The 14219-nt window shown below is 72.4% G+C and carries 11 protein-coding genes; 9 read left to right on the top strand and 2 right to left on the bottom strand.

Annotated features, from left to right (window positions below; translation table 11 throughout):
- Positions 1 to 48: 48 nt before the first annotated feature.
- From ORI94_RS09465 to ORI94_RS09485, 5 genes are all read left to right on the top strand, one after another.
- Positions 49 to 378 (top strand): hypothetical protein, encoded by a 330-nt coding sequence (locus tag ORI94_RS09465; RefSeq protein WP_042167924.1) that lies wholly within the window; start codon positions 49 to 51, stop codon positions 376 to 378.
- Between the two features lie 155 nt (positions 379 to 533).
- On the top strand, positions 534 to 2780 hold the full coding sequence (locus ORI94_RS09470) for an MMPL family transporter (RefSeq protein ID WP_266073951.1): 2247 nt from the start codon (positions 534 to 536) through the stop codon (positions 2778 to 2780).
- Positions 2758 to 3327 (top strand): GNAT family N-acetyltransferase, encoded by a 570-nt coding sequence (locus tag ORI94_RS09475; RefSeq protein WP_042167928.1) that lies wholly within the window; start codon positions 2758 to 2760, stop codon positions 3325 to 3327. The genes ORI94_RS09470 and ORI94_RS09475 overlap by 23 nt, the downstream gene beginning before the upstream one ends.
- 35 nt (positions 3328 to 3362) lie before the next feature.
- Positions 3363 to 3947 (top strand): hypothetical protein, encoded by a 585-nt coding sequence (locus tag ORI94_RS09480; RefSeq protein WP_266073953.1) that lies wholly within the window; start codon positions 3363 to 3365, stop codon positions 3945 to 3947.
- A gap of 209 nt (positions 3948 to 4156) precedes the next feature.
- Positions 4157 to 4387: a DUF6191 domain-containing protein gene (locus ORI94_RS09485; RefSeq protein ID WP_266073954.1), complete on the top strand. Its 231-nt coding sequence runs from the start codon at positions 4157 to 4159 to the stop codon at positions 4385 to 4387.
- On the opposite strand, the gene ORI94_RS09490 is transcribed toward ORI94_RS09485, so the two are convergent.
- A complete protein-coding gene (locus tag ORI94_RS09490) occupies positions 4384 to 5547 on the bottom strand; it encodes a PQQ-dependent sugar dehydrogenase (protein WP_266073956.1) in 1164 nt (387 codons plus the stop codon). The two genes, ORI94_RS09485 and ORI94_RS09490, sit on opposite strands and share 4 nt — an antisense overlap.
- A 453-nt stretch (positions 5548 to 6000) precedes the next feature.
- Positions 6001 to 6999 (bottom strand): aldo/keto reductase, encoded by a 999-nt coding sequence (locus ORI94_RS09495; protein ID WP_266073958.1) that lies wholly within the window; start codon positions 6997 to 6999, stop codon positions 6001 to 6003.
- Between the two features lie 75 nt (positions 7000 to 7074).
- Here ORI94_RS09495 and ORI94_RS09500 point away from each other — a divergent pair, with 75 nt between their 5' ends.
- The 4 genes from ORI94_RS09500 (at position 7075) to ilvN (ending at position 14206) form a co-directional block, all read left to right on the top strand.
- Positions 7075 to 8025, top strand: a complete 951-nt coding sequence (locus tag ORI94_RS09500) for a 2-hydroxyacid dehydrogenase (protein ID WP_266073959.1) — start codon at positions 7075 to 7077, stop codon at positions 8023 to 8025.
- A 333-nt stretch (positions 8026 to 8358) separates the two neighbouring features.
- Positions 8359 to 11532 (top strand): putative bifunctional diguanylate cyclase/phosphodiesterase, encoded by a 3174-nt coding sequence (locus tag ORI94_RS09505; protein ID WP_266073961.1) that lies wholly within the window; start codon positions 8359 to 8361, stop codon positions 11530 to 11532.
- A 228-nt stretch (positions 11533 to 11760) separates the two neighbouring features.
- On the top strand, positions 11761 to 13653 hold the full coding sequence (locus ORI94_RS09510) for an acetolactate synthase large subunit (RefSeq protein ID WP_266073962.1): 1893 nt from the start codon (positions 11761 to 11763) through the stop codon (positions 13651 to 13653).
- Positions 13654 to 13681: 28 nt separating this feature from the next.
- Positions 13682 to 14206, top strand: a complete 525-nt coding sequence (gene ilvN / locus ORI94_RS09515; RefSeq protein ID WP_042167943.1) for an acetolactate synthase small subunit — start codon at positions 13682 to 13684, stop codon at positions 14204 to 14206.
- Positions 14207 to 14219: the final 13 nt, after the last annotated feature.

The following is a 14219-nucleotide window of genomic DNA, read 5'->3' on the forward strand; positions in this document are numbered from 1 at the left end:
CGCCCCCGCATCCCGGTTTCCGGGCCGGGGGCGCTACGCTCCCGCGCCATGAGTGGACGCACCGACTCCGACCCGCCCCCGGACACTCACGTCGAAGAGGCCGAAGACGCGGAGCAGGGCGCCGACGCCCTCCGGGCCGCCCGGCGGGCCCGGTGGACCGCGGTCGGTACCGGGACCGTGCTCGCCCTGGCCGGGACGGCGGCGGCGCTGCTCCGCCTCACCGGCTCCACCCCGGTCCTCGTGCCGGTGGCCTACGCCTGCGGCGCCGGCGCCTGCGCACTCGCCGCCGTCCTGGGCTCGCGCGGACGGACCCGCAGGGCGCTGTGGCTGCTGATCGCGGGGCTGATGGTGATGGCGCTGGGGGACCAGTTCGACTGACCTGCGAACTGTGAACAAGAACACGAACGCCACAATGGATCATTTATCGCTGGAATAGTGCACTTCATTGCTCATGCGTTCTTTGCGGGCCATTCGGTCATCCATGGCTGTTCCTGGTCAAAGAACCGCCGCACGTCACTCTGGGAGCACGATTCGTGGCAGCCCTCGCACGCTGGTGTGTCCGACGCCGACTGATCACCGTCCTGCTGTGGCTCCTCGCCCTCGGCGGGGTGGCGGCGGGAGCCTTCGCGACCGGAAACGCGTACTCGAACGACTACAAGGTGCCCGGCACCGAGTCCGGGCACGCCACCGAACTGCTGCGCGAGGGCTTCCCGGCCCTGTCGGGCGACAGCGACACCGTGGTCTGGCACACACCGTCCGGCAGCGTCCGGGACTCCGGCGTCGAACAGAGCATGACCCGCACCCTGGACCGGATGGCGGACCTGCCCGGCATCGCCGCCGTGGCCGGCCCCTACGGGGACGACGGCACCGGCGGGATCAGCGCCGACGGCCGTACCGCCTACGCCACCGTCACCTACGACGACCTGGCCAAGGACATCGACGAGGCCGAGGCGGCGGCCGTGCTCGACGCGGCCGAGGCCGCCCGGACCGACGGACTCCAGGTGGAACTGGGCGGCAGCGCCGCCGCGCTGACCGGGGCACCGGAGGGACACCTCGCGGAGATCGTCGGAGTGGCCGTCGCCGCCGTCGTCCTCTTCCTCGCCTTCGGCTCGCTCGCCGCCTCGCTGCTGCCCATCGCCACGGCGCTGGTCGGCGTCGGTACCGCGTACGCCTCGATCGTGCTGCTCGGGCATGTCATGACCGTCGCCGACTTCGCGCCCATGCTGGGCATGCTGATCGGACTCGGCGTCGGCATCGACTACGCGCTGTTCATCGTGACCAGGCACCGGCGCGGACTGAAGCGCGGGCTGTCCGTCGCCGAGGCCGCCACCGACGCCGTCGCCACCACCGGACGCGCGGTCGTGTTCGCGGGGGCCACCGTGTGCATCGCCCTGCTGGGCATGCTGATCCTCCGGCTGAACTTCCTCAACGGCGTCGCCGTCGCGGCCTCACTCACCGTGCTGCTGACCGTCGCCGCCTCGGTCACCCTGTTGCCCGCGCTGCTGTCGCTCATCGGCATGCGCGCCCTCAGCCGCCGCGAACGGCGCCGACTGGCCGAGGCCGGCCCGCAGCCGGAACCGCCGACCGGCTTCGCCGCACGCTGGGCGGCGTTCGTGGAACGCAGGCCCAAGCTGCTCGGGGTGCTCGCCCTGGCCGTCATGGCGGTGCTGGCGCTGCCCACCTCCTCCCTCCACCTCGGCACCTCCGACCAGGGAAACGACCCGAAGACCTCCACCACCCGCCAGGCCTACGACCTCCTCGCCGACGGATTCGGACCAGGCGTCAACGGCCCCCTCACCCTCGTGACCGAGGTCGACGGCGCCGCCGACCGGCTCGCCCTGGACACGCTCGGCCCCGCCCTGCGCGAGACCGAGGGCGTCGCGAACGTCGGGCCGGTGGTCCACAGCGCCGACGGCGGTACCGCGTACCTCACCGTCGTACCGGAGTCCTCCCCGCAGTCGAAGCGGACCAGCGACCTCGTCGACCGGCTGCGCGAGGACGTACTGCCGCGCGCCGAGGCCGGCACCGCCCTCGACGTGCGGGTCGGCGGCATGACGGCCGGCTACGACGACTTCGCCGAGGTCATCGTCGACAAGCTGCCCCTGTTCGTCGGGGTCGTCGTCGGCCTGGGGTGTCTGCTGCTCCTGCTCGCCTTCCGGTCCGCCGTCATACCCCTCAAGGCCGCCGCGATGAACGTGGCCGCCGTCGCCGCCGCCTTCGGCGTGGTCGTGGCGATCTTCCAGTGGGGCTGGGGCAGCGAACTGCTGGGCCTCGGCAGCGGGGGGCCCATAGAGCCCTTCCTGCCCGTGATCATGGTGTCGGTCCTCTTCGGGCTCTCCATGGACTACCAGGTCTTCCTGGTCAGCCGGATGTACGAGGAATGGCTGGAGACCGGGGACAACCGGCGCGCGGTACGGGTCGGCCTCGCCGAGACCGGCCGGGTGATCAACTCCGCGGCCGTGATCATGATCTCGGTCTTCCTCGCCTTCGTCCTGACCGGCGACCGCGTCATAGCGATGTTCGGCATCGCGCTCGCCGCCGCCGTCGCCCTCGACGCCTTCGTGCTGCGCACCCTGCTCGTCCCCGCGCTCATGCATCTGCTCGGCGGTGCCAACTGGTGGCTGCCCGCCCGGCTGGACCGGATCCTGCCGCGCATCAGCATCGAACCGCCGGAGAGCCGCGCCGCCCATGAGAGGCTGGCCGCTGCCACCGACGCCGAGGTGGAGGACGTGTTCGCCAGGGAGGAAGGGCAGACGGATGTACGCGATACGACTGGGTGACGACGGAGCCGAACTGCGTCCCCTGGAGCCCTGGCACGCGGAGGAGTTCCTCGCTCACCTGGAGCGGGGCCGGGAATTCATCAACCGGTACGTCCCCTTCGGCTCCAAGGCCGTCGACGTGCCCACCGCGCGGGAGGCCCTCCAGCGGTACGCCGACTTCCGCGCCGCCGACACGGCCGCGCTGCACGGCCTGTGGCTGGACGGCACGCTCGTGGGCGGGGTGCTCACGCTGAACTTCGACGCCGCAGGCGGCACCTGCGAGGTCGGCTGCTGGCTGGAGCCGGCCGCCACCGGGCGCGGGCTCGTCACGCGCGCCATGCGGGTGCTGATCGACTGGGTGATCGAGCAGCGGGGCATCCACCGCGTGGAGTGGGTCGCCGCCGCCGGCAACGAGCCCAGCCTGAACACCGCCCGCCGGCTCGGCATGACCCGGGACGGGGTACGGCGCGCGTCCCATCTCCACCACGGGGTACGGCACGACCTGGAGGTGTGGTCGGTGCTGGCCCCCGAGTGGCGGACGGCGCGCGCGGCGCACAGCGATCATTAAGGGACTTCTCAGAGAGCGTCCGTACGGTGCGTCCCATGGGAACCAAGACCGGGACCGGGGAAGCGGCCAAGGCCGAGGACGACAGCGCGGACACCAGCGCGGACAGGAGCGGCACCGGGGCCGGGGCCGGGGCGGTCGCTGACGCAGACGCGGTCGACGACGGCGCCACGGAGCCGGGAACGGAACCGGAGACGGAACCGGCCTCTAAGCCGGGGCCCCGAGGCGCCACCGGGGTCGGACAGGGTGCCGCGGCCGTCGTCTCCGCCGGACTGGGCGTCGTCTCGCTCACCGGCAGCTGGCTCGGCACGGTGGCCTCCGCCCGCGAGACCCTGGTCGGCCAGCTGGAGACCGCCGCGGACTCGACCGTCGCCGTCCAGATCAAGGAGGTCTACGGCGACGCCTGGCAGACCAGCGCACTGTGGGGCGGCCTGTTCGCGCTCACCGCGCTGATCGTCGGCGTGGCGGTGCTCGTCCGGCCCGCGTTCGGGACGCCCGGCGCCGCGCAGGAGCCCTGGATCAAGTCGGTCGCCTGGGCCGGTGTCGCACTCGGCGCCATCGGGCTGCTGTTCGCCGTACTCAAGTACACCGACGTCCTGCTGGGGCTGCCCGCCGCCGGTTGAGCCGCCGCGGTCCCCCGGCAGGCACCGGGAGCTCCGGGCAGTTCCGGACCGGGCCCCCTCATCCGTGTCCAAGGCCCCGGCAACCGCCCAGGGCGCGGGCGAGGCAGCGGCGGTCGCCCCTCACCCGGGGCCGTTCGCGACCCCCGGCCGGGGACCGGTCCGCGGCGGGACAACGGGCGGCACGCCCGCACGCCTCCGGAAGGGGAACGATGGCCAACGCCTTCGAGGAACTGTTCGCTCCCGGCCGCAAGCACACCCGGGAGGAACAGAACCGGCTCGGACCGATCCGGGAGGACACCGGCGACGCCGGTCCCGGACGCGGGCCGATCGACCTCGCGTCCGGAAAGGTCCTCGTACGCCCGTCACCGGAGCACCCCGAAGCGGAACCGGACCCCGAAGCGGAACCGGGCTCCGAACCGGCACCGGACGACAGGGCCTAGCTCACCTGGACCTCCAGGATGCGGTCGTCCTCGCCGCCCGGGTCGCCGCGGCCGTCCGTGTTGCTGGTGACCAGCCACAGCTTGTCGCCGCCCGCCGCGGCCACCGTGCGCAGCCGCCCGTACTCGCCCTCCAGGAAGGCCTGCGGGTCCGCCGAGACCTCCGTGCCCTTGAGCGGGATCCGCCACAGGCGCTCCCCGCGCAGGCCCGCCATCCAGACCGACCCCTCTGCGTACGCGATGCCGCTGGGGGAGGCCTCGTCCGTGCTCCACTGGGCGATCGGATCGTGGAAGCCGCCCTCGTCGGACGTGCCCTCGGCCTCGGGCCAGCCGTAGTTGTCACCGGGCTCGATCGCGTTCAGTTCGTCCCAGGTGTTCTGGCCGAACTCCGAAGCGAACAGCCGCTGCCTGGAGTCCCAGGCGAGGCCCTGCACATTGCGGTGGCCCAGTGAGTACACCGCGGAGTCGGGGAGCGGGTTGCCCGGAGCCGGCTCGCCCTCCGGGGTCAGCCGCAGGATCTTGCCGCCCAGCGACTTCTCGTCCTGGGAGAGGCCGGTGTCACCGCTCTCGCCCGTGCCCACGTACAGCATCCGGTCCGGTCCGAACGCGATCCGGCCGCCGTTGTGGACCACTCCCTTGGGGATGCCGCGCAGCACCGTGTCCGGGGCGCCCAGCCGCTCGCCCTCGGGCTTGTCCTCGTCGTGGATCATGCGGACGATGCGATTGTCCGAGGCCGAGGTGAAGTAGGCGTAGACCATGCGGTCCGAGGCGTAGTCGGGGGAGAGCGCGATGCCGAGCAGACCGCCCTCGCCGGACGGCGACACCCCGGGCACCTCGCCCAGCTCCGAGGTCTCGCCCGTCTCTGCGTCGACCCGGCTGATCGTGGCATCGTCACGCGACGACACCAGCAGATCGCCGTCGGCCAGGGGCGCGAGCCCCCAGGGGGAGCGCAGGTCCGTGGCGACCGTACGGAGCACCTTCGCCGAGCCCTTCGCGGGCGGTGTCTCCTCGGCTCTGCTCTCCGGGGACGCGGACCGCCCCGCCGTGCTGCCCGGGGAGGAACGGTCGTCTCCGCCCGGCGATCCCCCGTCGTCGGAGGAACAGCCGGCCGTCAGCAGGAGCGCGGCGGTGGCCAGCACGGCCGTAACGGCTCGATGGTGCACGATGTCGTCCCTTCGACGCGGCGGGTTCTCCCTGTCATACACCGCCCGCGCCCCACAAGTTCCCGATCACGGGAGACCGAACCGCCGACCGCCGTCCGATCCCGGCCCGGATCCCACGGGTCCCGGCCCGACAGCCCAGGGCCCCGGAACCCGCCTCCACGGGACCCGGGGTCCTGAGCCTTCCGGGCCCTGCGCCCCCGGGGCCCGCGCCTCCCGGGCCCCGCGCCTCCCGGGCCCCGCGCCCCCGGGGCCCGGGGCCCGCCTCCACGGGTCCCGGCCCGACGGCCCAGGTCCCCCGGGGCCCGCCCCTCACGACCAACCCGTCACGACCGACCCGACCGGCCGCGCCCCGGGTTCCGGTCCCACGGACCCGGCCCGGCGGTCCCCCTCCCGGTTCCGCGCCCGTGGGCCGAACGCCCGCGACGTCCGGTCCCGCTCCCGCGGGCCTGCGTCTCAGTCCCACGACCCCTGGGCCGCGGGCAGGTCCGCGATCTCCGCCAGGTCGGCCTCCGTCAGCCGCAGGCCCGCCGCCCCCGCGTTCTCGGCGACCCACCGCTCCCGCTTGCTGCCCGGCACCGGGATCACCTGCCGGCCCTGGGCCAGCACCCAGGCCAGGGCGACCTGCGCCGGGGTGACCTCCTCGCCGTGCCGGCGGGCGACACGGCGCAGGCCGACCACGATCGGCTGGTTCGCGGCCATCATCTCGGCGGTGAAACGGGGATGCCGGGCCCGCAGATCGTCCGCCTCGAACCCCCCGCCGGGCGTCAGCGTGCCGGTCAGGAAGCCGTTGCCCAGCGGCATCGCGGCCAGGAAACCCACACCGCGCGCCGCGCACCACGGCAGCAGCGCCTCCCGCGCCTCCGGCGACCACACCGACAGCTCCGCCTCCACGGCGCTCACCGGGAAGACCTGCTGCACCCGCTCCAGCTGCCGGACCGTCGCGTCGTGCAACCGCGCCCCCGGCCGCCGCGCGGACCGCGCACCGACCGCGCAGAGCCCCAACGCCCGTACCTTTCCGGCCCGTACGAGCTCCGCCATCGCGCCCCAGGTCTCCTCGACGGGGATCTCCGGGTCCGCCCGGTGCAGCTGGTACAGGTCGATGACGTCGGTCTGCAACCGGCGCAGCGAGGCGTCGCAGGCCCTTCTCACGTACCCGGGGCGGCCGTTGGCCACGATGTGCTGGTCGCCCACCAACAGGCCCACCTTCGTCGACACGAAGGCGTCACCGCGCCGCTCCTTCAGCACCCGCCCCAGCAACAGCTCGTTGGTGAACGGCCCGTACATGTCGGCCGTGTCCAGCAGCGTCGACCCCAGGTCCAGCGCCCGGTGCACCGCCCTGAGCGAGTCCTCGCCGCGCTGCCGCGAGGTGCTGTAGGCCCAGCTCATCGGCATGCACCCGAGTCCGACCGCCCCCACCGCGAGCGCCGCCGTGCCGATCGTCCTGCGCTCCACCTGGTCGTGACCCTCCCTTTCCCGGAACCCAACCTAACCTCTGGCGTCGCGGACCCCTGACGTAGCCTCCGCTGCATGACTGCTGACATATGGCTTCCCATCCCGCCGGACGAGATCGAGGGCCTTCCCGAGGGGCCGGAGTACCACTTCTGGGAGGGCGCGCAGGAGTACCCGGCGGACCCGGCCGACTGCGCGTTCTACGTCGTGCCGTACATGAAGCCCGGCGACGTCGGGGTGCGCCCGCTGCCGCTGATGAGCTCGGTCGAGGTCGTGCAGACCCTGTCCGCCGGCGTCGACCACGTCCAGCCGGGCCTGCGCCACGTGGGCCCCGGCGTACGGCTGTGCAACGCGCGCGGCGTGCACGAGGCGAGCACGGCGGAGCTGGCGCTCGCCCTGATCCTCGCCTCGCTGCGCGGCCTGCCCGACTTCGTGCGGGCGCAGGACAAGGGGGAGTGGCTCGGCGGATTCCGGCCCGCGCTCGCCGACCGGAACGTGCTCATCGTGGGCTACGGAGCGATCGGCGCGGCCATCGAGGACCGGCTCGTTCCGTTCGAGCTCGCGCGGGTGGCGCGCGTCGCGCGCTCCGCACGCACCACGGCGCGCGGCCCGGTGCATCCGTTCGCCGAACTGCCCGCGCTGCTGCCCGAGGCGGACGTCGTCGTTCTCTCCACCCCGCTCACGGAGGCCACCCGCCACCTCGTGGACGCCGGTTTCCTGGCCCGGATGAAGGACGGCGCGCTGCTCGTCAACGTGGCCCGGGGGCCCGTCGTCGACACCTCGGCCCTGCTCACCGAGGTGGAGAGCGGCCGTATCACCGCGGCCCTCGACGTGACCGATCCCGAACCGCTTCCTTCGGAGCATCCCCTGTGGCGGGCGCCGGGCGTTCTCATCAGCCCGCACGTCGGCGGACCCACCTCCGCGTTCCGGCCACGCGCCGAGCGGCTGCTGGTGGACCAGTTGAACCGGTTCCTGAACCGGGAAGAGCTTCGCAACGTGATCCTGGTGACCGAGGCGGCAGACCTGTAGTCCACTTCGAGCACCGTCCGCGTTTTTTCGGATGCGGTGGGTACCCATATATCAGGTGATCGTCACAGAGCGTAGAGAAGCTATGTCCCTGAGTGACGAGACTGGTGTATCGTCCCGACAGGGGCAGCGCCGCTGACCGACCGGCGCGGGGGATTGGCATTGCAGACTGTGAGGGGGGCGACGGGCGATGTACGGCCTATGGACAAGCGATCCGACGCGATTGAGCCGCCGCCGGCGACCCTGGCGCACGACCGCGCGCAGCCGGGGCCACCACGGCGGTCACCGCACCCGCGCTCACCCCGCCCGCAGCGGCGACCGCCCCGGGAGGAGCCGGTGAGCGCGCCGGCCGCCACGACCACACTCGACGGGGCGGGGCGGGCCCACCCCGCCCCGGAAGCGCTGCTGCCCGGCCCGCCGGCCGTGGCCCGTCCGCAGGGGCTGCTGCCGCAGCTCGTCCTCGCCGTCGTCTGCGCGGCCTACGCGATCGGGGCGGCCTTCGGCTGGGGATCGGACCGGCTCGCGCTGATCATGGGTGATTTCGGACTGAGCGCCGCGGCGGCCGCGGCCGCCGTCTCCTGCATCCTGTACGCGCGCGGCCCCCGCATCCGCTTCCGGCCCGCCTGGCTGCTGTTCGGCATCTCCTCCGCCATGGCCTCCCTCGGCAACCTCGTCTGGGGGTGGTACGAGGTCGTCCTCGGACTCCCCGTGCCCAGCCCCAGCTACGCCGACCTGTTCTTCCTGTGCTTCGCGCCGCCCGCCATCGTGGGGCTGCTGGTGCTCGCCAAACGGCCCGTGACCAAGGCCGGCTGGGTCTGCCTGGGCCTGGACGCCTGGTTGATCGGCGGCTCCCTGCTCACGCTCGCGTGGAGCCTCGCACTCGCCCGGACCGCGCAGGCCGGGGGCGAGGACGTGGCGCACACCGCGCTGTCCCTGGCGTATCCGCTGCTCGACATCGCCCTGGTCAGCATGGTGCTGGCACTGCACTTCCGGCGGTCGGCGGTCAACCGGTCCGCGGTCAACACCGCGATCGGCGCGCTCGCGCTCACCGTGATGTGCGACGCCCTGTTCACCTCCCCGCTGCTGCACGACACCTACCGCTCGGGACAACTGCTCGACGCGGGCTGGTTCGCCGGCTCACTGCTCCTGGCGTACGCACCCTGGAGCAGTCGCCGGGGCGGCCGGCCCGACGAGGAGGGGCACACGCGCGTGGTGCGCGAGCACCTGCCCGGACCGCGCGGCGGACCGGACCCCCGGGCGAACGGACCCCGGGACACCGGCGATCCGGGGCACCACGCGGCCCACGGGACGGCTCATGACACGGCCCACCACCCGTACCCCCACCACCCGTACCCCCGCCACCCGTACTCCCGCCACCCGTACCCCCGCCACCCGTACTCCCACCACCAGAACCTTCGGCATCCGGCCGCGCCCGGTGGCGAGCGCGGGCGGTATCCGGTCTCCCGGCCCCTCGCCGGCTCCCTCGGCGCGCTCGCGCCGTACCTCGCCGCCGCGGTGTGCACCCTGGGGATCCTCTACACCGTCCTCAACGGCCGCAGCGTCGACCGCGTGGTCCTGTTCACCGGTGGCACCGTGGTGCTCGCGCTCGTCGTGCGCCAGGGCATCATGCTGCTGGACAACATCACCCTCACCCAGGAACTGGCCCACAAGGAGAACCACTTCCGCTCCCTGGTGCAGGGGTCCAGCGACGTCATCATGATCGCAGCGCCGAGCGGCATCCTCCGCTACGTCTCCCCGGCCGCCGCCGGCGTGTACGGCCGCCCCGCGGAGGACCTGGTGGGGACGGAACTGGCGCAGCTCATCCACCCCGAGGACCTGGACTGCGTCGTGCACGAGGTGCGCCGGTTCCTCGCCGCCGGTCCGGCAGAGGAACCCACCACGCGCATCGAGTGCCGGTTCCGCTCCGGTGACGACGGCTGGCTGAACGTGGAATCGACCGTCAACCGGCACCACGGCGGCCTCATCTTCAACAGCCGGGACGTCACCGAGCGCGTGCGGCTCCAGGCGCAGCTCCAGCACAACGCCGAGCACGACCCGCTCACCGACCTGCCCAACCGCTCCCTGTTCACCCGGCGCGTCCAGCAGGCCCTCTCCGGCCGTCGGGCCTCCGACCGGGGCGCCGCCCTCAGAGGCACGGCCGTGCTCTTCATCGACCTCGACGGCTTCAAGGCCGTCAACGACACCATCGGCCACCAGGCCGGCGACGAACTGCTGATCCACGCCGCCCGCAGACTCCGGGACGCGGTCCGCAAGGGCGACACCGCCTCCCGGCTGGGCGGCGACGAGTTCGCCGCCCTGATCGTGGGCGACGGCGCCCGCGACCGGGAGGCCCGCGAGCGGCACATCCTGGAGCTCGCCGACCGTCTCAGGGTGACCCTCTCCCAGCCCTACCTCATCGACGGCAACGATGTCCGGGTCAACGCCTCCATCGGTGTCGCCTTCGCCGAACCGTCGCTCGGCGCGGGCGAGTTGCTGCGCAACGCGGACCTCGCCATGTACCGGGCCAAGGCCGGCGGAAAGGGCCGGGTGGAGCTCTACCGGCCGCAGATGCAGCAGGACGTCGTCCGCCGGGCGGAGCTGGCCACCCGGCTGCGCGCCGCGCTGCACGACGGCGAGTTCGCACTGCTGCACCAGCCGGTGGTGTCCCTCCAGGACGGCAGGATCACCTCGGTCTGCGCCCAGGCGCGTTGGCGCTCCTCGCAGGGCGCGCTCCTCACCCCCGCGGAGTTCCTGCGCGTCGCCGAGGACAGCGAGAAGACCGCCGAACTGGGCCGCTGGCTGCTCGAGGAGGCCGTGGAGCAGGCCGCCGAACGGCAGGCGACAGGCGTGGCGGTGCCCGTGGCGGTCCGGGTCGGTGCCCGCCGGCTCCTCGACCGCTCGCTGCCGCTCGGCTCCATCGAGGCCCTGCTCACCCGGCACGGACTGCCCTTCGGCTCACTGGTCGTCGAGGTGGCCGAGACCGACCCGCGGGTCTGCCTGGACGAGCTGGAGCGCCGGCTGGCCGCACTCAAGCGGGTCGGCGTCCGGATCGCCCTGGACGGCTTCGGCGGTGGCTGCGCGGCGATCCCCGCCCTCAGACGCCTTCCCGTCGACGTACTGAAACTCGACCGCAGCCTGGTCGAGGGCGTGGTCGAGTCCGCGCGGCTGTACAAGATCACCAGTGGGCTGCTGCGGATCGCCGGGGACCTGGGCATGCAGTCCGTGGCCGACGGGGTGGACCTGCCCGAACAGGTCGTCGCCCTGCGCGCGATGGGATGCACGCACGGTCAGGGCATGGCCTTCTCCGGACCGCTGGACGAGTACCGGCTGCGCAGAGCACTCGGCACCGGCCGCTGTCCGGTGCCGCACGGACCGGCCGAACCCGTGTACGCGGGCAGCGGTTCCGGCGGTTCCGGAGGCTCGGGAGGGTACGCCTCGGGGGTCGCCTCGGTGCTCCGCGCCGGTGCGGTCCTGCGCTCACATGATGAGACTCCCGTCCCACCCACTTGACAGTCGGTGCGCGCCGGGGGGAAGGTCAGTGCCATGCGCACCCGAATTCTCGTACTTGGACAGCGCGTCGGCCGACGCTGAGCATCGCCTGCTCAACGCCCCCGCCCGACGCGCTCCCCTCGCTTGCCTCATGGCACGAGGGGTTTTTTGTTGCACCAGCGCCCGTCGCACCGCCCGCGCACACCGCGCGAACCTCGCAAAAACCCTCAGCATCGAGAAGAGAAGCCGATGACCGAGCAGGCCACCGGGGCCCACCCGCAGCCGCGGCCCCGATCCGGAGGACAGCAGTCCGCCCCCGAGAGCGTGACGGGCGCGCAATCCCTCATCCGCTCGCTCGAGGAGGTCGGCGCCGACACGGTATTCGGCATTCCCGGCGGTGCGATCCTTCCCGCCTACGACCCGCTGATGGACTCCATGCGGGTGCGCCACGTCCTGGTCCGGCACGAGCAGGGCGCGGGCCACGCGGCCACCGGGTACGCGCAGGCCACCGGCAAGGTCGGCGTCTGCATGGCGACCTCGGGCCCGGGCGCCACCAACCTGGTCACCCCGATCGCCGACGCGCACATGGACTCCGTGCCACTGGTCGCGATCACCGGTCAGGTCGCCTCCAAGGCGATCGGCACGGACGCCTTCCAGGAGGCGGACATCGTCGGCATCACCATGCCGATCACCAAGCACAACTTCCTGGTCACCAAGGCCGAGGACATCCCGCGGGTGATCGCCGAGGCCTTCCACATCGCCGCCACCGGCCGCCCCGGCCCGGTGCTCGTGGACATCGCCAAGGACGCCCTCCAGGCGCGGACCACCTTCTCCTGGCCGCCCACCATGGACCTGCCCGGCTACCGGCCCGTCACCAAGCCGCACGCCAAGCAGATCCGCGAGGCCGCCAAGCTCATCACCTCCGCGAAGCGGCCGGTCCTCTACGTCGGCGGCGGCGTCATCAAGGCCCGGGCCACGGCCGAGCTGAAGGTCCTCGCGGAACTCACCGGAGCGCCCGTCACCACCACCCTGATGGGGCTCGGCGCATTCCCCGACAGCCACCCGCTGCACGTGGGAATGCCGGGCATGCACGGTGCGGTCACCGCCGTCACCGCGTTGCAGAAGGCCGACCTGATCGTCGCCCTCGGCGCCCGCTTCGACGACCGCGTCACCGGCAAGCTGGACAGCTTCGCCCCGTACGCCAAGGTCGTCCACGCCGACATCGACCCGGCCGAGATCGGCAAGAACCGGGCCGCCGACGTGCCGATCGTCGGGGACGCCCGCGAGGTCTTGGCCGACCTCGTCCAGGCCGTCCAGAAGGAACACGCGGAGGGCCACCGGGGCGACTACACCGCCTGGTGGAAGGACCTGAGCCGCTGGCGCGACACCTACCCCCTGGGCTACGACCAGCCCGAGGACGGTTCGCTCTCCCCGCAGCAGGTCATCGAGCGCATCGGACAGCTGGCCCCCGAGGGCACGATCTTCGCCGCCGGCGTCGGCCAGCACCAGATGTGGGCGGCCCACTTCGTCCAGTACGAGAAGCCCGCCACCTGGCTGAACTCCGGCGGCGCCGGAACCATGGGCTACGCCGTCCCGGCGGCCATGGGTGCCAAGGCCGGACAGCCCGGCCGGGCCGTCTGGGCGATCGACGGCGACGGCTGCTTCCAGATGACCAACCAGGAACTCACCACCTGCGCCCTGAACAACATCCCGATCAAGGTCGCCGTCATCAACAACGGCGCCCTCGGGATGGTCCGCCAGTGGCAGACCCTGTTCTACAACCAGCGCTACTCCAACACCGTGCTGCACTCCGGCCCCATCGAGGCGGGCCGTGCCCCCACCGACCTGGGGAGCGGCTCGGCGGTGGGTCCCGGCACCGAGCGGAGCGCCGGCACCCGGGTCCCCGACTTCGTCAAGCTGTCGGAGGCCATGGGCTGCTACGCGATCCGCTGCGAGGACCCGGCGGACCTCGACAAGGTCATCGAGGAGGCGAACTCGATCAACGACCGCCCGGTCGTCGTGGACTTCATCGTCCACCAGGACGCCATGGTGTGGCCGATGGTCGCCGCCGGCACCTCCAACGACGAGATCATGGCCGCCCGCGACGTCCGTCCCGACTTCGGCGACAACGAAGACGACTGAGCCGGGAAGAGCGAAGAGGAAACCCGACATGTCCAAGCACACGCTCTCCGTCCTGGTGGAGAACACCCCCGGCATCCTGGCCCGGATCGCCGCGCTGTTCTCCCGCCGCGGCTTCAACATCGACTCGCTCGCGGTCGGCGTCACCGAGCACCCCGACATCTCCCGCATCACCATCGTGGTGAGCGTCGACGAGTTCCCGCTGGAGCAGGTGACCAAGCAGCTCAACAAGCTCGTCAACGTGCTGAAGATCGTCGAGCTCGAACCCGGGCAGGCCGTTCAGCGCGAACTCGTTCTGGTGAAGGTGCGCGCCGACAACGAGACGCGTTCCCAGATCGTCGAGATCGTCCAGCTCTTCCGGGCCAAGACCGTGGACGTCTCCCCGGAGGCCGTGACCATCGAGGCCACCGGCAGCAGCGACAAGCTGTCCGCCATGCTGAAGATGCTGGAACCGTTCGGCATCAAGGAACTGGTCCAGTCCGGCACGATCGCGATCGGACGCGGCGCCCGTTCGATCACCGACCGATCGCTGCGCGCACTCGACCGGTCGGCGTAAGACGGAAGCGGGC

The organism is Streptomyces sp. NEAU-W12, assembly GCF_026242095.1.
In the GTDB taxonomy this organism is placed as follows: Bacteria; Actinomycetota; Actinomycetes; order Streptomycetales; family Streptomycetaceae; genus Streptomyces.